Raw genomic sequence first — 20,166 nt, forward strand, 5'->3', positions numbered from 1 at the left:
TTGGCGACGGGTTACCGGTCCATCCCGAAGGAGACACTTGGACAGGCACCTGCGGTGCCGCCCTGCAGGGAATGGACTGGCGGTCCGGTTGGTCCCGAATGGTCGAGATGCGAGGTTGTTCATGCTGATTCGTACGCGGCGGCGTTCCGATCCCGCCCGCAGCGAAATTACCCCGAAGGCAATCTACCAGCGACGGCGGGAATTCCTGCGCGCGGGTGTTGGGCTGGGTGCCGGTCTGGCCCTGAGCGGGCTGGGCATGGCGGTCCCGGCGACGGCTGCTTTGCGCGGCTTTGAGCTCGACTTCGAGCCCAGTGATTACTCCACCGACGAGTCGAAGACGCCGTACGAGGAGATCACCAGCTACAACAACTTCTTCGAGATGGGGCCGGGCAAGGGCGATCCCAAGACCTATGCCGACCAGCTGAAGACGGATCCCTGGACCATCAAGGTGGACGGGCTGTGCGACAATCCGGGTGAGTACGCGGTGGAGGACTTCATCAGTCCCTGGTCGCTGGAGGAGCGGATCTACCGCATGCGCTGCGTCGAGGGCTGGTCGATGGTGATCCCGTGGATCGGCTTCGAGCTGAACCGCATCATCGACAAGGCCGAGCCCCGGGGCGATGCCCGCTATGTGGCCTTCGAGAGTATTTACGACCCGGACAACCTGCGCGGCCAGCGCCGACGCCGCGGCAGTGGCGGGCTGCAGTGGCCTTATACCGAGGGCCTGCGCATGGACGAGGCGATGCACCCGCTGACGATCCTCGCCGTAGGGCTGTACGACGAGGTGCTGCCGAACCAGAACGGGGCGCCGATCCGTCTGGTCGTGCCCTGGAAGTATGGTTTCAAGAGCATCAAGTCCATCAAGCACATCCGCTTCGTCGAGGACGAGCCGCCGACCCTGTGGAATCAGGCGCAGCCCGATGAATACGGCTTCTACAGCAACGTGAACCCGGACGTGGATCACCCGCGCTGGTCGCAGCGCACCGAGCGGCGCATTGGCGAGTTTCGCCGTCGGCGCACGGAGATGTTCAACGGGTATGGGGATGAAGTCGCCTCGATGTACGAGGGGATGGACCTGACCGAGTATTTCTGACGGGTTCGGCGTGGCGACGACTCAACGCCGCAGAGGGCAGCCCCCGCGAGGCGTCTGGACGGGCGTGCTGCTGCTCTCGCTCGTGCCCGCGGTCTGGATTGGCCTGCGCGCGCTCGGATGGTTCGGCGGGCTGGGAGCGAACCCCATCGAGCAGCTGCTGGCGCTCTCCGGCACCCACGCGATGATCGCGCTGCTGATCGCGCTGGCCGTGACCCCGCTGCGGCAGATGACGGGGCTGGCCTGGATTACCCGGCTGCGCCGGATGCTGGGGCTGGTGGCGTTCGGCTATGTCACCGCGCATGCCCTGACCTGGCTGGGGCTGGACCTGTTCTTCGACTGGGAGCTGGTGCTCTACGACCTGACCGAGCGGCCGTTTGTGATGGTCGGCTTTGCCGCCTGGGTGATCCTGCTCGCCCTGGCGGTAACCTCCACCGACGGGGCACAGCGCTGGCTCCGCAAGAAATGGGTCTGGCTGCACCGCGGGGTGTACGTGGCCGGGGTGCTGGCGATCCTGCATTTTCTCTGGCTGGCGCGGGCGGACTATGGCGAGGTCGCGCTGTACGCCGCGATCCTGGCCTTCCTGCTCGGCTGGCGGGCGGTCCATTCCTGGATCTCGGCGCGAAGGGTGCGGGCACGCAGGGCCGCCACCGCTTCCTGAGGCCCTGTCCATAAGCGTCTCCCTAGGCGCGCCGCGATGCTACACTACGCAGGATTTGCGGGCCGCGTGTCCGCCCCATTCCGACCGGAACCACATCATGCACGAGATCGAGACCCTGGAAGGCGAGTTCACGGATGCCGCCAACCATCGCTACGGCCTGTTGCTGGCGCGCTTCAACAGCCTGATCGTCGAGCGCCTGCTGGAAGGCGCGGTCGACACCCTGAAGCGCCACGGCGTCGCCGAGAAGAACCTGACCATCGCACGCGTGCCCGGCGCCTACGAGCTGCCGCTGGCGGCGCAGGCGATGGCGCGCTCCGGCCGTTATGACGCGGTGATCGCGCTGGGCTGCGTGATCCGGGGCTCGACCCCGCACTTTGACTATGTCGCGGGCGAGGCCGCCAAGGGCCTGGCCCAGGTGCAGATGACCGAGGACCTGCCGATCAGCTTCGGCGTGCTGACGACCGACTCGATCGAGCAGGCGATCGAACGCGCCGGCACCAAGGCCGGCAACAAGGGCGCGGATGCCGCAATGGGCGCGATCGAGATGGTCAGCCTGATGTGCAAGCTGCGCGCCGACTCCTAAGGGAAACACTGATCCATGTACACACTCGCGTTGACACCCCAGGTTTTCCGAGACAAGGCGCGGTGCGCAGCCGGTAGTGGCTCTACCGGCAAGTGCCGCAACGCAGGATCGGGGAACCTGGGGTGCCAACCCCGAAGGGGCTCGGCCGCCCGTTGTTATCAAAAACGGGCGCGCGCACAGCGTTGCGGCTCCCTTGTGCAGAATGACTGCACGGCAGTCGCCGCGCCTTGTTCGCACGCAAAAGCGACTCGAGCGCGAGCGTGTCCATGGATCAGTGTTTCCCTAAGCGGGTGGGTGCCGTACACGCCGTGAGTGAATCCCATAACCCTTCGCAGCCCGCGGGCAAGAAGCCGCGCCAGGGCGGGCGGGGCAAACGCCCGCACAGTACGCCCGAGCAGCGTGCCCGCCACGCACGCTCGGTTGCGCGCCGCCGTGCCATGCAGGCCCTGTATTCCTGGCAGATGACGGCGGCCGAGCCCAAGGACATCCTGGCCGAGTTTCGCGACGACGAGGAACACGCCAAGGCCGACGCCGAATACTTCCGCGAGATCCTGATCGGTGTGACACGCAACCGCGAGGCCCTGGATGCCCGTATGGAGCCGTACCTGGGCCGTCCGCTGGATCAGCTCGACCCGGTCGAGCGGGCCCTGCTGTGGCTCGGCCAGTGGGAGCTCGCCGAGCGCATCGATGTGCCCTATCGCGTAGTGATCAACGAGGCGGTGGACCTGGCCAAGCGTTTCGGCGCCGAGCAGTCGCACCGCTACATCAACGGGGTGCTGGATCGGCTCTCTGCCGACCTGCGCGGCCCCGAGCGTTCCGTTCAACGCTGATTCCGATGGGCCGCCTCTCGCCATGACCGGTCCCGACTCCGAATTCGATCTGATCCGGCGCTACTTTGCCGAACCTGCCGGGACCAGCCCGGACGTGCGCCTGGGCATTGGCGATGACGCCGCGCTGCTTGGGGTGCAGGCCGGCCACGAGCTGGTCGTCAGCGTGGATACGATGGTCGAGGGGACGCACTACTTCCCCGACCACCCGCCGGCCAGCCTGGGGCACAAGGCCCTGGCCGCCAACCTGAGCGATCTTGCTGCGATGGGGGCCGATCCGCTTGGGGCGGTCCTGTCCCTGACCCTGCCTTCCGTCGACCATGACTGGCTGGCGGCCTTCAGCCGCGGCTTTCTGGCATTGGCCGAACAGGCCTCGGTTCCGCTGGTCGGTGGCGATACGACGCGTGGCCCCGGGGCAATCAGCGTGACTGTGCTGGGTCAGGTCCCGGCCGGGCAGGCCCTGCGGCGCGCCGGTGCCCGCCCCGGTGACCGCCTGGTAGTCAGCGGCGCACTGGGCGGGGCGGCCGCGGGCCTCGCCTTTGAGAAGCAGCGCCGGGCGCAGGGCCGGCCACCGGACGAGGAGTCCCCGGACTGCGCCCGCCTGTTCTGGCCGAGTGCGCGCCTGGCACTGGGACGTGGTTTGCGCAATCGGGCGCGCGCCGTCATCGATATCTCGGACGGGCTGTTGGCGGACCTCGGCCATCTGGCCGCGGCATGCGGCTGCGGTGCCCGGGTCGACTGGTCGCAGCTGCCGGTCGATCCGTTGCTGGAAGGGCAGCCCGAGGAAATGGTTCGCGATTGTGTGCTCGCCGGTGGCGAGGACTACGAACTGCTGTTTGCCTTACCGCCCACCGAGCCGCTGGAGCTGCTGAGCCTGAGCGTGCGCACCTCGCTGACCGTGATCGGCGAGTTCACCAGCGGCAGCGATATCGAGGTGGTGGACGCCCATGGCGCGCGGCTGGACGTCGCGCGCCGGGGCCACGATCATTTCGCGGGCTAGCCAGAAACACAAAAACAAAAGAACAAAGCCAAGGGACGTCATGGCCAGGAAGAAGACCGGCGCCGGTGCGGCGCCCGCCCAAAGCGCAAAGCCGAAGATGCCGTCGGCGAAGACGGTGTTCACTGATCCGATCCACCTGCTGGCCTTCGGGTTCGGGAGTGGCCTGTCGCGCTGGGCACCGGGGACCACCGGATCGCTCGGGGCGCTGGTGCTCTACTTCGCGATCATGAACTTCCCGGAGTGGGCCTATCTGGCCGTCACCGTGCTCGTGGTGATGGCCGGGTTCCACATCTGCGGGGAGAGCGCACGCCGTCTGGGCGTGCACGACCATCCCGGGATCGTCTGGGACGAATGGGCGGGCATGCTGATTACCCTGGCGTTCGCACCTGCGGGGCTCGTCTGGATCGTGATCGGCTTCCTGCTGTTCCGGCTGTTCGACATCCTCAAGCCGTGGCCGGCCAACTACTTTGACGCCAAGTGGAAGGACGGGCACGGGATCATGATGGATGACGTGGTCGCGGGGCTCTACGCCGGGTTTGCGCTGGTGATTCTCGCGGCGCTGTTCCAGCAGTTCTTCGTGCAGTAGCCGGCTTTCGGTTGATAAAGCCCTTTGATGGGATTCGCGTTGCTCATCCCATCCTACGAGGTTGGTGGCGCGCCGTAGGATGGGATGAGCAACGCGAATCCCATCATCCCTGATTCCGGGTGAAAAGAGGCAGTTCATGGCGCCGCGCATTGGCCGCGATGAAGGTCCCGCGGCCCCCCTGTTCCGTGTCCAGACCGGCGCGTTCGGTCGACGCCTCGCCCAGAATCGTGGCAAGAAACACCTCCAGCTCGCGGCCGTCCACGCGTAGCTCTCCATAGGGTCCGCCATCGGTGGCCGGATACCAGAAAAGACGCGGCTGCCAGTTGCAGCCCTGGATCTTCGGATGCTCGTAGAGCGCGATCAGGCGCTGTTCGAGGGTGTCGCTCATGGGAACCTCTGGCGGGTCAGGGGGACGAAAAACGTACACCACCCCATTTCGGCTATTGCCCGTGGTGCCGGAAAAGGCGCTACTGTAGTGCAAACCGTTCCCCGCGTCAGAGGACCCGACGTATGGCGATTGACTGGAAGCAATACGACCCCAAGCCCTTCTTTGATGAACTGATTGCCAAGCCTGGCAAGCCGCGCAAGCCGGCGAAACCCCTGACCGATTACCTCAGCAGCCTGGACGACGCCGAGATCCAGAGCCGCAAGGCCGCGGCCGACAGCGCGATCCTGGAAATGGGTATCAGCTTCACGGTCTACACCGAAGGCGAGAACATCGACCGCGCCTGGCCGTTCGACATCATCCCGCGGGTGATCACCAAAGCCGAATGGGAGCGGGTGTCGGAGGGGCTGGAGCAGCGCCTGACGGCGCTCAACATGTTCATCAACGATATCTACAACAAGCAGCAGATCTTCAAAGACAAGATCATCCCGCGCTACGTACTGAAACAGTCGAAGAACTTCCGCGAGCAGTGCGTGGGGATCACCCCACCGCACGGCGTCTGGGCGCACATCTGCGGCACCGACCTGGTACGCGACGGCAAGGGCGACTTCTACGTGCTGGAGGACAACCTGCGTGTGCCCTCTGGCGTCTCCTACATGCTGGAAAATCGGCAGGTGACCAAGCGCGTGTTCCCGGAGCTGTTCGAGAACTCGAGCATCCTCCCGGTGGACGAGTACCCGACCCAGCTGTTCGACATGCTGGCCTCGATCTCGCCCCGCCCACAGGACTACCCGGAGATCGCGGTACTGACCCCGGGGATCTACAACTCGGCCTATTTCGAGCACTCGTTCCTGGCCCAGCGCATGGGGGCCGAACTGGTCGAGGGCGCGGACCTGGTGGTCGGTGATGACGACTGCGTGTACATGCGCACCATCGACGGTCTGGAACGGGTGGACGTGATCTACCGCCGGATCGACGACGAGTTCATCGATCCGGAGGTGTTCAATCCGGACTCGATGCTCGGCGTGCCCGGCCTGATGCGCGCCTGGCGCAAGGGCAATGTCGGGCTCGCCAATGCCCCCGGGGCCGGGGTCGCCGACGACAAGGTGATGTACGCCTTTGTACCCGAGGTGATCCGCTACTACCTCGACGAGGAGCCGATCCTGCCCAATGTGCCGACCTACCTGTGCGTGGACGACAAGGACCGCGAGTACGTGCTCGATCACCTGGACGAGCTGGTGGTGAAGCCGGCCAACGAGTCCGGGGGCTACGGGATGCTGGTCGGCCCGCACGCCACCAAGAAGCAGCGCGCGGAGTTCGCCCAGCTGATCCAGAAGGACCCGCGCAACTACATCGCGCAGCCAACCCTGGACCTGTCCGTCGCGCCGACGCTGTGCGGCGACGATATCGAGCCGCGCCACCTGGATCTGCGGCCCTTCATCCTGCAGGGCGTGCGCACGGACGTGACCGCGGGCGGGCTGACCCGCGTGGCGATGCGCAAGGGCTCATTGGTGGTGAATTCCTCGCAGGGCGGGGGCAGTAAAGACACCTGGATCGTGGACGAGGAGAACTAAGATGCTCTCGAGAGTCGCGGAACGCGTGTACTGGATGGCGCGTTATGTCGAGCGGGCGGAGAACACCGCGCGCATGGTCACGGCCTTCCATCTGCTGGCGCTGGACATGCCGAAGTCGGTACAGCTCTCCTGGAAGGGCCTGGTCGAGGTGACCGGGAACGACGAGCTGTTCGACAACCACTACCAGCGCGAGGACGAGCGCAATTGCGTGAAGTTCCTGCTGGCCGATGCCGACAACCCCAGCTCGGTGCTCAACTCCCTGCGCTCGGCGCGCGAGAACGTGCGGACCACCCGGGACCTGGTGCCATCCGAGGCCTGGGAGGTGATGAACGAGCTCTACCTGTTTGCGCGTGACGAGATCGACCAGGGCATCGGTAAGCGCGGTCGCTTCGAATTCCTGTCGAGCATCGTTCAGCGCTGCCAGACCCTGACCGGGCTGCTGGCGGGGACGATGAGTCACGACGCCGCCTATGACTTCATCCGCCTCGGGCGCAATCTGGAACGCGCGGACATGGGCACGCGTCAGGTGGATGTCGGCGCGCTGAAGCTCCTGAAGAAGGACCACGACGACCCGGAGCCCTATGAGGGCCTGCTGTGGACCAGCATCCTGCGTTCCGAGAGTGGCTTTCAGATGTACCGCCAGCACGTGAAGCGGCGGATCAATGGCGTGGATGTCGTGCGCTTTCTGTTGCAGGACAGCGCCTTTCCGCGTTCGGTCACCCACGCCCTGACGCAGGTGCAGGATGCGCTGGAAAGCCTGCCGAACAACGAAGTTCCACTACGGCTGGTCATCCAGGCCCGGCGCCATGCAATGAACGCCAACGTGGACGAACTGCTGGCCGAAGACGGTCTGCACGACTTTGTCGACCGCCTGCAGCAGGACATCGCGGATATCCACGGCGCCAATGCCGAGACCTGGTTCCTGGCCGCCCCTGCACAAGCCGCGTAACCCGCCCCTCTGGGAGCTTGCTTGCAAGCGAACGCCCCTGCCAGCGTTCGGCACGGGCAGGGGCTTCGCCGGCAAGCCGGCTCCTACGGCGCCGTGGTCAGCGGCGGGGCTTTTTGGGCTTGCTGGTGCTTGCCTTGGTGGTGCCGGCCTTGCTGCCGCCGGTGGTTTTGCTGGATCCACGGCTGACCCGCGTCCCGCGCTGCTTGCGCCCGTGCGTGCCTTCCCAGTCGAAGCGGGGGAGGTCGGTAAAGGCCCGCTTGATGTTTTCGTCCCAGGCCTGAGTGAGGGAACGCAGGTATTCGTCGTCGGCCTCCATGCACAGGTAGTGGTCGAAGTCGAGGGTGCCGCGCTCGTAGACGAGGACCTCGATCGGCGGCCCGACGGTCAGGTTGGAGCGGATGGTGGAATCGATCGACACCAGCGCACAGCGGGCCGCATCGCCGAGCCCAGTGTCGTGCTCGATGATGCGATCCAGGATCGGTTTGCCGTACTTGCTCTCGCCGATCTGCAGGAACCGCGTCTGCTGCGACGTGGTGATGTAGTTACCCTGGGGGTAGATCAGGTAGACGCCAGGGGGGGCCTCCCCGATCTGGCCGCCGATGATCATCGTTGCCTCGGCCTGCATGCCGGAACGGGACAGGGCCTCCGAGTGTTTCTCGGTCTCCTCGCGATTCAGGCGCCCCAGGTACTCGGCGGCGTCCGACATGCGCTCCACGGTCGCCAGGCTCTCCTCGGCGTTGTCCTCCATGTCGCGCTTGAGCCGGTGCACCACGGCCTGCGTGGTGGCCAGGTTGCCGGCGGTCAGCACGACAAACATGCGCTGACCCTCGACCTCGAAGGTGTGCATCTTGCTGTAGGTGCTGACCTGGTCGACACCGGCATTGGTACGCGAGTCGGAGGCGAACACGAGGCCGTCGTCCAGATCGATGGCGACACAGTAGGTCATGCGGGAGCGGGATTCCGGGCTGGGGAGAACGGAATACTAGGGCCGAGATGGGGGGGCGTCAACGATCGGGTATGGCGAACCTCGGGTGGTACGGTTGGTCTGAACCGACTGGATGTCGGGTGGGAAACGTGAGGGCATAACGCATGTGGCGCATGGCTTTTATTCTGATTGCGACTCTTCTCGTACCGGCGGTGGGCCACGCCGATGCCGAGTTGGCTCCCGAGGCGCTGATCGAGCGCATGCAGGAGGGTGGGCTGGTGATCTACTGGCGCCACGCGGCGACCGACCGCAGCCAGCGTGACCGCGACCTGTCGGACATGTCCCGCTGCGAGCTGCAGCGCAACCTCAATGATCAGGGCAAGGACGAGGCGCGCAAGGTAGGCGAGGGTTTCGAGCGTCACGCCATTCCGGTCGAGTCGATCCTGAGTTCGGCGTTCTGCCGCAACGTGGATAGCGCCCGGATCGCTTTTGGCGAGGGCGCCTACGAGATCCGCGAGGATCTGTTCAACGTGCCGCCGGTACGCGATCGCGGGCGTCAGGACGAGCTGGTTCGCGCCTTGCAGCGTTATCTGAATACACCCCCCGAAGATGCCGACCAGAACGTCGTAATCGTGGGGCACAATATCAACCTGCAGCGGGCGGCCCGGGTGCAGATCGACGAGGGCGAGATCGCGGTGTTCGAACCCGGAGAGGAACGCCCGCGGCTATTGGGGGTGCTGACGCCCGACGACTTCTGAGCCGGTCCGCCCGGGCGCGCCCTCGATATTTCGTCTACGCATTAAGTATTGGATAGACGAAGCATGGGGAGCAGAGGCGATGGCGAGGCGGATGTTCGGGTTCTTTGGGGCGCTGCTGATCGGCCTCGTCCCCTTGGGGCTTGGGGCTGATGAGCTGAGTGCGGAACAATTGATCGAACGCCTGCAGGGCGGCGGGCTGGTCGTCTTCTGGCGCCATGCGGAGACCGACCGCTCGCACGATGACTACGACATCAGCGACATGGATGACTGCGCGGGGCAGCGCAATCTCAGCACCCTTGGGCGCAATCACTCGCGGCGGGTGGGTGACGGCTTCCGCGCGCTGGAGATCCCGGTCGAGCAAGTGTTGACCAGTCCCTTCTGCCGAAACTGGGAGACCGCCTCGCTGGCCTTCGAGGAATACGAGATCCGCTATGACCTCTTCAATCTCCCCTGGGTGCGGGACGAGGACCGCCGTGCCCATCTGATCGATGGCCTTGCGCGCCACCTCCATACGCCCCCGGAGGATCCGTCTTCCAACATCGTGGTCGTGGGCCACGACCTGAACCTGCGCCAGGCGGTGGATCTGGAAATCCAGGAGGCCGAACTGGCGATCTTCGTGCCCGCACACGACGGCCCCAAGCTCCTCGGGGTGCTCGCCCCGAGTGACTTCCCCGAGCCCGATGCCGACCGTATCGCACCCGTCCCCGGGACTCCCGAACGCGAGGCATCCGATCCGCGCTAGCGACGTCACCTGGGCGGTCCCCGGGTACAATGGCCGTTTTGGGGAGAATCCGCATGCGTCCTTGCAGGGGTGTTGGTCTGCCAGGGCTGTTGCTCGGGTTATGGATCGCGGGTCCCGCATTCGCGGCCTGCCCGGAGGGCAGTGCCCATGAGGGCGAGGCTCTCGCAGCCGCCTGGCTGGATCGGGAGCCCGTAGCTCGGGTCCAACCGGAGGACATGGCCGATGCCCTGTGCATTCAGGGCGCCTTGGTGGCGGATCTGGATGCGGCGGTGGGGCCGCATGTGGGGTGGAAGGTCGGTCTGACCTCCGAGAGCATGCAAGAGCGCTTCGGCGCCGATGCCCCGGTGGCGGGCCCCATGCTGGTCGGGATGATCTGGCCGTCGGAGGTTCCGGTCGAACGGGATTTCGGCGCGCGCCCCATGGTCGAGGCCGATCTGGCCGTGCGCGTGGCGGACCCGGCCATCATGCAGGCATCGGACCATGCCGAGGTGCTCGCGGCCATCGACTGGGTGCTGCCATTCATTGAGCTCGTGGATCTGATGGTCGCGGACCCCTCCACCCTGGATGCCCGGAGCATTACCGCGATCAACGTGGGCGCTCGGGGAGGTGTCCTGGGCGAGCCGTTGCCCGTGAACCCGGAGATGGGTGAGACGCTGGCTGCGATGACGGTGGTCATCGAGGACGAGGATGGCGAGGTGCTGGGCGAGTATCCGGGTAGCGCCATCCTCGGACACCCACTGGACGCCGTACTCTGGCTGGTCGATGAACTGGCGGCCCGCGGCGAGACCCTCGAGGCCGGCGAACTGCTGAGCCTGGGGAGTTTCGGGCCCTTGTTTTCGGTGGATGAACACGACGCCTTCCGGGTGCGTTACGAGGGCCTGGTTCCGGGCCAGGCCCCGGAAGTCGAAGTGCGGTTCGAGTAAAAACGGGCCCGATCAAAAAAGGGGCCCGCGCTGGGCGGGCCCTTGTCGAGCAAGGTCAGTGGCTTAGTAGAGGAAGTCCGGCAGGTGACTGCGCAGGGCGGCCGGGTCCTGGATCTTGGAAACGTTCTTGGCAATCTGGGCGGTTACGATCTGCGCGACCTGCGGGTCCAGCAGTTCGCGCAGGGCCCCCAGGAATTGTGGCGCGGCAAGGATGACCAGCCGCTGATAGCTGCCGCTGTGATAGCCCCCCCTGAGACGGTCGGCGACTTCGCGGGCGAAACGGTTGCGTTCATTGACACTTGGGTCGGTGGTCTCCTGCATGGCGTGGCGGCCGTCACCTCCGGCGCTGCTCCAGCTGCGGCCGGGGCGGTCCGTGACCAGATCCCGGGGATGTACGCGGGACTCGGTGTGCGTCAGGGTTTCGATTTCGTGCAGACCCTGGCAGGCACGACCTTCACAACTGAGGATGCGCGCGCGGGCGGCATCGGCCACAACGATCCATACGGTATCCATACAGTGCCTCCTGTTGGACAGGCGTGAATGCCCCGAAGGGCGAAATGAACGCGCGATCCACGAGCGGGCCCGGTACTGCGATCGGGTCCGCGCGGGATGTTGCATCCTTTCTTCTTGAGTGTAGATCGTTGTGGCTGAGTTTCCTGGTTCCAGGGGCATCGAATCGGCCCCTTTGATCTGTGTCACAGGACGAATCAATAAAGGAGGCGGGAGTGAATTTCACGGTGGAACGTGGCACGGGCCTTGAGCCGCACCTGGAGGCCATCGCGCGCCTGCGTATCGAGATCTTTCGCGAGTGGCCCTACCTGTACGAAGGCTCCGTCGAGTACGAGCGGGACTACCTGGCCGACTATGTCCGCTGTCCGCAAAGCGCGGTGGTGCTCGCCTGGGATAGAGGAGAACTCGTGGGGGCGTCGACCTCGCTGCCGCTGGCGGCGGCCGACGCCGATTTTCAGGCCCCTTTCGCTCAGAACGGACTGGACCCCGAGCGGTATTTCTATCTCGCGGAGTCGGTCCTGCAGCGGCCTTATCGGGGACAGGGGGCCGGCCATCGCTTCTTTGATGCCCGCGAGGCCGCAGCGCGCGAGTCGGGCTATACGCAGGCGACCTTCTGCGCGGTCATCCGCCCGGACGATCATCCGGCACGCCCGGCGGGCTATCGCCCGCTGGATGGTTTCTGGCGCAAGCGCGGCTACGAGCCCGCCGACGGGCTCGTGTGCCACTACCACTGGCCGGATCTGGGCGAGGACGGGGAGACCTGGAAGCCGCTCCAGTTCTGGTGGCGGTCACTGTAAGCAAGTCCTCGGGACGCCTGCCCCGCAGGCCTTACTTCGAGTCTTCGTCCCGGTTCAGCAGATCGGCGAGCCCGGCAAAGGGGTTATGGGTCGCCGTGGTTTCGGCGCTCTTGCCGCTCCCTGGGGTCGCGTCGGTATAGCGCTGGTGTTCGTTGTCGTGGCAGTACAGGCACAGCAGCTCCCAGTTGCTGCCATCGGGGGGGTTGTTGTCGTGGTTGTGGTCGCGGTGGTGCACCGTCAGTTCCTGCAGGTTGACGCGCGTGAACTCGCGCCCGCAGCGCCCGCAGACCCACGGGTACATCTTCAGCGCCTGCTCGCGATAGCCCCGCTCGCGTTCGGTCCTGGATTGATGGCTTTGCGCGACCAGCGCGTCCAGCCGTTCGGAAGACCCCTTGCCCTTTTGTCCCATCGTGCCTCCGGCCGCTTTGTCAGCCACAGCGTAGCGGTATCCCACGATAAAACAGCGTGGCCCGTCAGGCGAGGCCGTTCAGTGGCGGGTCTCGCCATTCCCGGGACCGGGCAGCGGTCCGGGGCCGGGGTGGCCAACATGAAAGCCCTGGGCGTAGTGGATGCCGATGGACTTGACCGCTTCCAGGATCTCGGCGTCCTCCACGTACTCGGCGATGGTGCGCACGTTCAGGTCGCGCGCCAGCGCCGCGATCGAGCGGACAAATGCCTGGTCGCGCGTGTCGTGGACCATGTTGCGCACAAAGTCGCCCTCGATCTTCACGAAGTCGATCGGGAAGCGCTTGAGGTAGTGGAACGAGGAGAAGCCCGAGCCGAAGTCGTCGACCGCGAACTGGAAGCCCTGCTGCTTCAGGTCGAGTACGAACTGTTCCAGCACGGCCATGTTCTTCACCGTGTCGCGCTCGGTGATCTCGAACACCACCTTGGACGGGTCGATGCCGTGGTCGAGCGCGAGCTGGCGGACCTTGCCGATGAACTCGCCGATGATCAGGGCGCGCGGCGAGAGGTTGATGAACAACAGCCCCGAGTAGCCGGAGCGGCTGACCTCGATAAAGGCCTGCTCGATCAGCACGTAGTCGAGCTGGTGCATCACCCCCATGGTCTCGGCGACCTCGACGAACTGGCCCGCCGGGATCAACTCGTCGCCCACACGGATGCGCATCAGCAGCTCGTGGATATGGGCCTCGCCGGTGGCGGTGTCCATGATCGGCTGGAAGTAGGGGACGATGCGGCGGTCCTCCAGCGCCTCCATGATCATGATGCCGGTCTCGCCCGCCTCGCGGAACACTGCGGCCACTTCTTCGTCACTCGGCACGCAGACCGCGTTTTTCCCCTCGCGCTTGGCCTTGTACATCATGTTGTCGGCCACCAGGAACAGGTCGCGCGTGTCCTTGCCGTGGCGCGGATAGGCGGCGATGCCAATGCAGGTGGTGGCCTTGACCCGCGAGCCGTCCGGGGCCGGGAGCGACAGGCCATCGGTGGCCTCGGCCATGTGCGCGGCCAGCTGCCAGGCGGAGTGCTGGTCGGTCTCGGGGAGGATCAGGGCGAACTCGTCGCCGCCGTAGCGCGCCAGGATGTCCTCGTTGCGGATCGCGCCCTGGATCGTCTCCGCATAGGCCTGCAGGAAGCGGTCCCCAAAGGCATGGCCGTAGCGGTCGTTGATGGTCTTGAAGTTGTCCAGATCCACGACCATCACCGCAAAGGAATAGCCATGCCCCTCGGCGCGCTTGATCTCGTAGTTGAACAGCTCCCAGAACACCCGCTGGTTGTAAAGATTGGTCAGCGGGTCACGCGTCGCGTAGTACTCGAGGTCCTGCGTGTACTTGTAGATCGCCTTCACCGAGCCGACCAGGTTCAGCAGGGTCGACAGGATGCTTTCGATTACCACGTGACGGACCGGGTCGCGCACCAGATCGGACTGCACGCCGATGCCGACCACCCCGCCAATGCGCGGGGTATCCAGCACCAGCGACTTGGTCGCCAGCTCGATCTGGCGGGGCGAGAGTTCCGGCAGATGACTGGAGGCATCGGCGATGTTGTGCCGCACGCTGATATTGGCGTCCCGCACGAACTCCTCGGACGCCCGGATGCGATGCGTGGCCAGGCGTTCCACAGTGCGCCGGGTGGCCTCCGTGGGCTCCGCGCGCCAGAAGATCTCCAGCTCGTAGACGTCGTCGTTGGCCTTGAACAGGGTGAACAGGGTGTAGGCGTCGATGATCGTGTTGATCTCGGTCAGCAGTACGCCGATGTATTCGCGCCAGTCCCGCACCACGTCCGAGGTGATGATGAACTTGTCCAGTAGCTTCAATTCGAACTCGAGGATGTCCTTGTCCACCGCGACCGCGCGCAGCTTGCGCACCAGGTCATCCACCTGGTCGACCACCTGGTTGAGCTCCACGAACCCGGTGTCGATCGCCTGCGTCTCGACGTGGTTGAGGTCCTTGATCGCATTGACGCGGGTTACCTGGTCCTGGAAACGGCGCACCGAGCGGGTGATGGGCGCCGTTGCCCAGGCTGCGATCAGGGAGCCCAGCAAGAGCGTGCCCAGCCCGGTCCCGAGGAAGGTCCAGACCTGCTGGTTACGCGCCTCGCTGATGGCCGTGCCCAGGTCCTGGCGCACCTCCATCACCCCGAGCACATCGCCGCTGGACGCGTTGCCATGACAGGCGAGGCATTCGTTGCGGGCGCGCAGAGGGAAGGTGTAGCGCAGCTCGCCGTTGTCCTGGCGGCTTTCGATGGCGCCGGTCTCGAACGCATGCTCGATGCGCTCGTGCCACGCGGGCTGATCCACGTCGCCGTACAGTGCCGAGACCTTCTCGCCGCGATAGAAATCCAGCTGCAGCGGCGTATCCGCCAGCGATTCCTCGATCCCCGCCGAGAACGCCTCCAGCTGCTCGCGAGTCCAGCCCTCGCGCATGATCTGGAACATCGAGGCGAAGGTCTGGTGGGCGATGCCGCTGGCCGTCTGTTCTGCCTGGCGCGCCATCGTCCGTTCGTAGATCAGCGTGGAGGTGATATGGACTGTCAGGAACACGAGCAGGGCCACGCCCATGATCGCGGCGACGATGAACAGCCGCAGTCGCAGGGCCCGGCGCGGGGATGCGGGGCGTTCAGCGGACATGAAGACCTCGCGGGTCCAGGCAAAAGGCCTCTGAGTATTAGATACCTCATGCCCCGGGATCTTGATCTGGATCACATGCGCAAGCGATGCAACTTTTGTGGCCCTTTCGCCGGCGTGGGCCGGTCGGCGCGAATCAGCGTTGCGTGTCGAGTTCTTGCAGGTTCTGCACCATGGTCTCGGGCGCGCGTTCGTGGCCGGAGGGAAGGTTGGGCTCGGGGTCCAGCATCCAGGCAACGAGATCGCCAAAGGTGTCCGCGGAACGGGTGTAGCGCGTGAGCATGTGGTAGCCCTCGGGATAGAGCACCATGCGGTGGCCGGGGTCGCCGGTCGCGGCCAGGTGTTCGGCCAGCACCGCCGTAGGCCCGGGTGGCACGAGGTCGTCTTTCGCGCCGTAGAGCAGCAGGCTTGGGGCGGGGAGAGCATCTCCGGCACTCAGCGCGCGGCCCATCAGCGTGGTCAGTCCGTCCAGGGCGTCGATGCGGGCATCGCGCAGGACCAGCGGATCATCGCGCATCTGCTCCAGGACCGCCGGGTCGTCGGTGGGCCGGATATCGAATTCCGCCGCCATCTCGCCGGTCAGGCGCATGCCGGGGGCAATGCGGGCGCCAACCCAGAGGCCGAAGCGCTGGTACCAGGGCATTTGATCGCGGCTCCAGACGGCCGGGCTGATCAGCGCCGTCCCGCGCATGGGCGGAGGGTCTTCGCCGGTGGCGGCCACCAGGGCCACGGCGCCGCCCATGCTCTTGCCGATCAGGTAGGGCGGGTTGTCGGGATAGCGCTCGGCGAGGATGCGCAGCCCGGTGCGTGCGTCCTCGGCCATCGTCTGATAGCCCGCCCAGCGGCCGATATCGCGGTTGGCGCCAAAGCCGCGCTGATCAAACGCGTAGACGGCGATCTCGTGCTCGGCAAGGGCCTCGCCCAGGGCCGCCATGCTGCCGCCGTGGTCGTTGAAGCCGTGCAGGGCCAGGGCGACCCGGCGGGGCTCTTCCGGTCCCCAGCGGTGTAGCGAGAGGCGGGTCCCGTCCGCGGCTTCCAGCACCTCGGCGTCCGGGCGTTCATCCGGGGCATCGTCCACGGCCGGCTGCGGCGGACTGCCGGCACAGGAGGCCAGCCAGAAGGCGGCGAGGACGACCCACCAGACGCGCATCATGCCGGCTTCACCTGGGCGGCGCCTCGTCACCTTCCTGTGCCTCGCAACCTCGTGGTGGGAGCAGGAATTGCGTCGGGTGTCGGCGCAGGTGTCGGCCGTAGGCCTTCAGCACGCGGTCGAAGGCCCCGATGCGGACGCCGCGGGCACGCAGGGCGACGTACAGGGCCAGGCCGAAGCTGACCCACAGGTTCACCGCGCCGATCAGCAGCACGAACACCAGGAACAGCAGGAAGGTGAACACGCCGATCGACTCGCTGGCGGTCACGTAGCCGAGGTTGGCGGAGGCGAAGGCCACATGCTGGATGTCCAGCGGCAGGTTCAGCAGGTAGCCGACAAAGCCGGTCATGCCGAGCAGCATGCCGAACAGGAAATTGCCCAGCACCGCGCCGTAGTTGTATCCGACCCAGTCGGCGAGACGGTGACGGGTGGTGGTTGGCAGCAGCCGCTGCAGCAGCGGGTGCTCGCGCAGGCGCCCGGGCAGGTCGAGATAGGCGCAGCGGTTGTCGAAGAACCCGGCGATCAGGCCAGAGACGAACAGCCAGACCCCGGCGATGGCCGCGAAAAACAGCGCCAGGCCCAGGATCGGGCGCAGGCCGTCCAGCAGGTAATCCGTCTCGGTGCCCGACAGGATCGGTGTGCCGAAACCCCAGGCCGCGAAGATTCCGATCAGTAGGGCCGTGGGGAGTGCCACGCCGACATTGCCCAACACGGCCGCGAACTGAGAGCGGCCCACCCGTACCAGCAGCTCTGCAAGCTTCGAGGCGTCGGCCGTGCCGCGTTCGTTCTCCTCGATCGCGGCCGCGAGGCGCGCGGCGGTCATCGCCGGCTGCTTTGTCGCCACGGTGAAGTGCAGGATGTGGATCAGCACAAAGCCCAGACCGTAGTTCAGGCTGACCCACAAGGCGTTCCAGCCCTCGGACAGGCCCAGGGATTCCACCTGGATCTTGATCAGCGCCATGAAGGCGATGATCAGGCCCGCACCGGCGCCCGAGCGCAGCATCGTCAGGTACTCGCCGCGATCACGGGTGATGTAGTGCTCGCCGGTGTCGGAGACATGCTGCGTGATGCTGCGCGAGACCAGCCGGATGTTGTCCTGCCACAGCGCGCGCAGCCCGTGGCGGCGGGCACTGGCCGTGACCAGCTCGCGGAACACGCCCACCGCGGTGGTGCGTGTGTGTGCCTCCTCGCGCGGCTCGAGCAGGTCCAGCAGCTTGTGGATGCGCGACAGCGTCTGGTCCAGGCGCTCCAGCAGATGGGTCAGTGACAGGCTGCTGCCATGCGTGATCGCCCGCCGGCGCAGGCGCAGGATCTGATCCCCGCACTGTTCCAGCAGCACGCGGGCATGGGCGTCGTCCATGCGCTCGTGGCCGGGGTCCTGCAGCCAGGCACGGTAGTCGCGCACATAGGCGGAGATCTCGCGCTCCTGCGCGACGAAGGCGGAATTGCGCTCGGCAATCGACGGATCCAGCCGCAGCAGCTCCGGTTCCAGTTCCTCGGCGGCGATCCAGATCGAGAGCATCTCCAGGGCGTAGAGCGTCTCGCTGCGGGCGCGGTCCAGCACGCCGGGGTGTTCGCCGGACAGGCAGCCCAGCGCCCCGAGCAGCCGGGACCAGGCATCGTCCGGCAGCGCCGATACCCAGATCGCGTCATCGGGGTTGTGGAAGACGTGGTAGAGCACGTCCCGAAGATCCGCGCGGTCCATCGGGTGCGGATTGATGCGCTCGTACAGGAGTTCCGCGGCCTCGCGGAAGAAGCCCTTGCGGGAGAACAGCCCCACGCCGGTGTACAGCGTCAGGTGACGGGCGTCCTCCAGGCCGGTCTCCAGACGTTCGCGCAGGCGTTCGCGAACCATGGGCTGTTCCTGGAGCGCCAGCGTCAGGCTCTCGATCCGGGCAATGACCGGCGCGATGTTGCGGGGGTTGTCCGGGCGCAGCCAGTCCACGATGCGGCGCAGGGTCTCGGCGAGATCGCACTGACTGTCATCCTGCAGGGCGTCGAGCAACTGTGCGGCATCGTCCGGGGTCTGCATAACGCTCCCTGCGCAATCGGAATGTCCCCATTATACGGACAGCCGGTGCCCGGTCAGCGGCCCCCGGGTTCGCCCGGAACCGTGGTCAGGCCGAATACGAGAAACGAACAAATCCCGTGTAGCAAGGGCCGATCTCGGCGCATGCGCACCTCCCGTTGCGGCAATGCGGGTCGACGCGCGCGATATATTGAACATAGCAGGTGCCGGCTCGGCCGGTGCTGTTGATGAGGGCAGTGGCTGCATGAAGGCAACAGTAAGCAGGATGGGTGGGTTCCGGAGTGCGAGCCTCTGGGTATGGGTCTGCTGGTTGTTGCTTATGGGGTCGGCAGCCGCCCAGGCCGACCCCGAATCACGGGTGGTCACGGACGACTCCGGCGCCGCCTTCGACGTGACGTTGTATCCGGCCGAGGGCCAGCGTCTGTATCTGTGGCTGCTGCCTCAGGCAGGGCAACACGAGAACCATGATCGGCTGGCGCGCGAACTGGTCGCCTCGGGTATCGAGGTGTGGATGGTTGACCTGCTGGACGCGTATTTCCTGCCCCGTACCAATGAGAGCATGCGCAGCCTGGATGGTGAGGGCGTGGCCGCACTGATCCGGGAGGCGCACCACGAGACGGGCAAGGAGGTGATGGTGGTGGCCTCCGGACGCCCGTCGATCGTCGCGCTGCGCGGCATGCGCCACTGGCAGCTCGGCGAACCCGGCAGCGCCTACCTGATAGGCGCGACGCTGGGCTTCCCCAACTTGATGGTCGACACACCCGTGGCCGGGGCGCCGGCCGAGTACGTGGACGTGGCACGTGCCACCAACCTGCCGGTCTTCATCCTGCAGCCGGAACTGGGGGTCTATCGCTGGTATCTCGACGAGATCCTCGGCGCCCTGCGCGGGGGCGGCAGCCCGGTGTTCGTGCAGATGGTCCCCGAGGTGCGCGACTTCTACTACCTGCGTCGCGGCGACCCCAGTGCCGAGGAGCGCGCCGCTACCGATCAGCTGGCGCGTCAGCTACGTCGGGCGGGCAACCTGCTGGCGACCATGCCGCGCCCGCTCGCGGCAAGTCCGCTCCCGGAGCGCGAGTCGACCGTGGAGGCCCACCGCGGTCTGGTGGAACGCGATCACACCCCGCCGATGGAGGACTTCACGCTGACGGATCACCTGGGGGACGAGCAGTCCCTGAGCGACTATGCCGGGGACGTGATCCTGCTGAACTTCTGGGCGACCTGGTGTCCGCCCTGCGTACACGAGATCCCGTCGATGAACCGCATGGCGGAGAAGCTGGGCGAGGGCTTCGAGATCGTCTCGGTCAACTACCAGGAAAGCGCGGAACACATCGCCGAGTTCATGGACGAGGTGCAGGTCGACTTTCCGGTGCTGATGGATTTCGACGGCCGGGTGGCGGCGGGCTGGCGGGTATTCGCCTTCCCCAGCTCGTTCATCCTCGACCGCGAGGGGCGCATCCGCTATTCGGTTAACAGCGCCATTGAGTGGGATGATCCGGAGGTCATCGACACGGTACGCGAGTTGATGCAATAACGCGGCGAACGGAGCGCACCCGCGGGATCAGGAGATTTCGGCCTCCCGCGAGCGCAGCCTT

The 20,166-nt window shown here is 66.0% G+C and carries 20 protein-coding genes; 13 read left to right on the plus strand and 7 right to left on the minus strand.

The annotated features are described in order from the left end of the window. Positions 1 to 121: 121 nt before the first annotated feature. The 6 genes from msrP to G015_RS0108615 all read left to right on the plus strand — a co-directional run bounded on the left by msrP (position 122) and on the right by G015_RS0108615 (position 4,747). Positions 122 to 1,093, plus strand: a complete 972-nt coding sequence (gene msrP, locus G015_RS0108590) for a protein-methionine-sulfoxide reductase catalytic subunit MsrP (protein WP_012983057.1) — start codon at positions 122 to 124, stop codon at positions 1,091 to 1,093. 64 nt (positions 1,094 to 1,157) lie between these two features. Continuing rightward, on the plus strand, positions 1,158 to 1,751 hold the full coding sequence (locus G015_RS0108595; protein ID WP_020146480.1) for a sulfite oxidase heme-binding subunit YedZ: 594 nt from the start codon (positions 1,158 to 1,160) through the stop codon (positions 1,749 to 1,751). A gap of 97 nt (positions 1,752 to 1,848) precedes the next feature. Further along, the gene (gene ribE / locus G015_RS0108600) at positions 1,849 to 2,334 is read left to right on the plus strand and encodes a 6,7-dimethyl-8-ribityllumazine synthase (protein ID WP_012983055.1); all 486 of its coding nucleotides are present in this window, start codon (positions 1,849 to 1,851) and stop codon (positions 2,332 to 2,334) included. Between the two features lie 266 nt (positions 2,335 to 2,600). Next, positions 2,601 to 3,164, plus strand: coding sequence for a transcription antitermination factor NusB (gene nusB, locus G015_RS0108605; protein WP_012983054.1), 564 nt, complete (start codon positions 2,601 to 2,603; stop codon positions 3,162 to 3,164). A gap of 22 nt (positions 3,165 to 3,186) precedes the next feature. Continuing rightward, complete coding sequence (gene thiL, locus G015_RS0108610) at positions 3,187 to 4,161, plus strand: thiamine-phosphate kinase (protein ID WP_012983053.1); 975 nt, start codon at positions 3,187 to 3,189, stop codon at positions 4,159 to 4,161. A gap of 40 nt (positions 4,162 to 4,201) precedes the next feature. Further along, the gene (locus G015_RS0108615; RefSeq protein WP_012983052.1) at positions 4,202 to 4,747 is read left to right on the plus strand and encodes a phosphatidylglycerophosphatase A; all 546 of its coding nucleotides are present in this window, start codon (positions 4,202 to 4,204) and stop codon (positions 4,745 to 4,747) included. A 103-nt stretch (positions 4,748 to 4,850) separates the two neighbouring features. Here the strand turns inward: G015_RS0108615 and G015_RS0108620 are convergent, their stop codons facing one another. Then, complete coding sequence (locus G015_RS0108620; RefSeq protein ID WP_012983051.1) at positions 4,851 to 5,135, minus strand: hypothetical protein; 285 nt, start codon at positions 5,133 to 5,135, stop codon at positions 4,851 to 4,853. Positions 5,136 to 5,257: 122 nt separating this feature from the next. On the opposite strand from G015_RS0108620, the gene G015_RS0108625 reads away from it, so the two are divergent. Continuing rightward, a complete protein-coding gene (locus G015_RS0108625; protein WP_012983050.1) occupies positions 5,258 to 6,706 on the plus strand; it encodes a circularly permuted type 2 ATP-grasp protein in 1,449 nt (482 codons plus the stop codon). A 1-nt stretch (position 6,707) separates the two neighbouring features. Beyond that, the gene (locus G015_RS0108630) at positions 6,708 to 7,655 is read left to right on the plus strand and encodes an alpha-E domain-containing protein (protein ID WP_020146482.1); all 948 of its coding nucleotides are present in this window, start codon (positions 6,708 to 6,710) and stop codon (positions 7,653 to 7,655) included. Positions 7,656 to 7,752: 97 nt separating this feature from the next. Here the strand turns inward: G015_RS0108630 and G015_RS0108635 are convergent, their stop codons facing one another. Then, complete coding sequence (locus G015_RS0108635; protein WP_018137848.1) at positions 7,753 to 8,601, minus strand: proteasome-type protease; 849 nt, start codon at positions 8,599 to 8,601, stop codon at positions 7,753 to 7,755. A 143-nt stretch (positions 8,602 to 8,744) separates the two neighbouring features. Between G015_RS0108635 and G015_RS0108640 the strand changes: the two genes are divergently transcribed. From G015_RS0108640 to G015_RS0108650, 3 genes are all read left to right on the plus strand, one after another. Beyond that, entirely contained in the window at positions 8,745 to 9,338 is a 594-nt protein-coding gene (locus tag G015_RS0108640) for a histidine phosphatase family protein (RefSeq protein ID WP_018137849.1), read from the plus strand. Between the two features lie 91 nt (positions 9,339 to 9,429). Then, a complete protein-coding gene (locus G015_RS0108645; RefSeq protein WP_018137850.1) occupies positions 9,430 to 10,080 on the plus strand; it encodes a histidine phosphatase family protein in 651 nt (216 codons plus the stop codon). Positions 10,081 to 10,295: 215 nt separating this feature from the next. Continuing rightward, a complete protein-coding gene (locus tag G015_RS0108650) occupies positions 10,296 to 11,003 on the plus strand; it encodes a 2-keto-4-pentenoate hydratase (protein ID WP_020146483.1) in 708 nt (235 codons plus the stop codon). Between the two features lie 63 nt (positions 11,004 to 11,066). Here the strand turns inward: G015_RS0108650 and G015_RS0108655 are convergent, their stop codons facing one another. Next, positions 11,067 to 11,516, minus strand: a complete 450-nt coding sequence (locus G015_RS0108655) for a host attachment protein (RefSeq protein ID WP_018137852.1) — start codon at positions 11,514 to 11,516, stop codon at positions 11,067 to 11,069. Between the two features lie 212 nt (positions 11,517 to 11,728). Here G015_RS0108655 and G015_RS0108660 point away from each other — a divergent pair, with 212 nt between their 5' ends. After that, on the plus strand, positions 11,729 to 12,310 hold the full coding sequence (locus tag G015_RS0108660) for a GNAT family N-acetyltransferase (RefSeq protein WP_020146484.1): 582 nt from the start codon (positions 11,729 to 11,731) through the stop codon (positions 12,308 to 12,310). A gap of 31 nt (positions 12,311 to 12,341) precedes the next feature. Here G015_RS0108660 and G015_RS0108665 read toward each other — a convergent pair whose 3' ends face one another. From G015_RS0108665 to G015_RS0108680, 4 genes are all read right to left on the minus strand, one after another. Further along, complete coding sequence (locus tag G015_RS0108665; RefSeq protein WP_020146485.1) at positions 12,342 to 12,719, minus strand: YajD family HNH nuclease; 378 nt, start codon at positions 12,717 to 12,719, stop codon at positions 12,342 to 12,344. A gap of 78 nt (positions 12,720 to 12,797) precedes the next feature. After that, positions 12,798 to 15,398 carry a bifunctional diguanylate cyclase/phosphodiesterase gene (locus tag G015_RS0108670; protein WP_020146486.1) on the minus strand — a complete coding sequence of 867 codons (2,601 nt, stop codon included), beginning with the start codon at positions 15,396 to 15,398 and terminating at the stop codon, positions 12,798 to 12,800. Positions 15,399 to 15,531: 133 nt separating this feature from the next. Next, positions 15,532 to 16,548 (minus strand): alpha/beta fold hydrolase, encoded by a 1,017-nt coding sequence (locus G015_RS0108675; protein ID WP_020146487.1) that lies wholly within the window; start codon positions 16,546 to 16,548, stop codon positions 15,532 to 15,534. 7 nt (positions 16,549 to 16,555) lie between these two features. Then, the gene (locus G015_RS0108680; RefSeq protein ID WP_020146488.1) at positions 16,556 to 18,577 is read right to left on the minus strand and encodes a site-specific recombinase; all 2,022 of its coding nucleotides are present in this window, start codon (positions 18,575 to 18,577) and stop codon (positions 16,556 to 16,558) included. 355 nt (positions 18,578 to 18,932) lie between these two features. On the opposite strand from G015_RS0108680, the gene G015_RS0108685 reads away from it, so the two are divergent. Beyond that, positions 18,933 to 20,105, plus strand: coding sequence for a TlpA disulfide reductase family protein (locus tag G015_RS0108685; RefSeq protein ID WP_020146489.1), 1,173 nt, complete (start codon positions 18,933 to 18,935; stop codon positions 20,103 to 20,105). Positions 20,106 to 20,166 lie beyond the last annotated feature (61 nt).

It is taken from the genome of Thioalkalivibrio sp. ALJ15, from assembly GCF_000383695.1.
GTDB lineage: Bacteria > Pseudomonadota > Gammaproteobacteria > Ectothiorhodospirales > Ectothiorhodospiraceae > Thioalkalivibrio.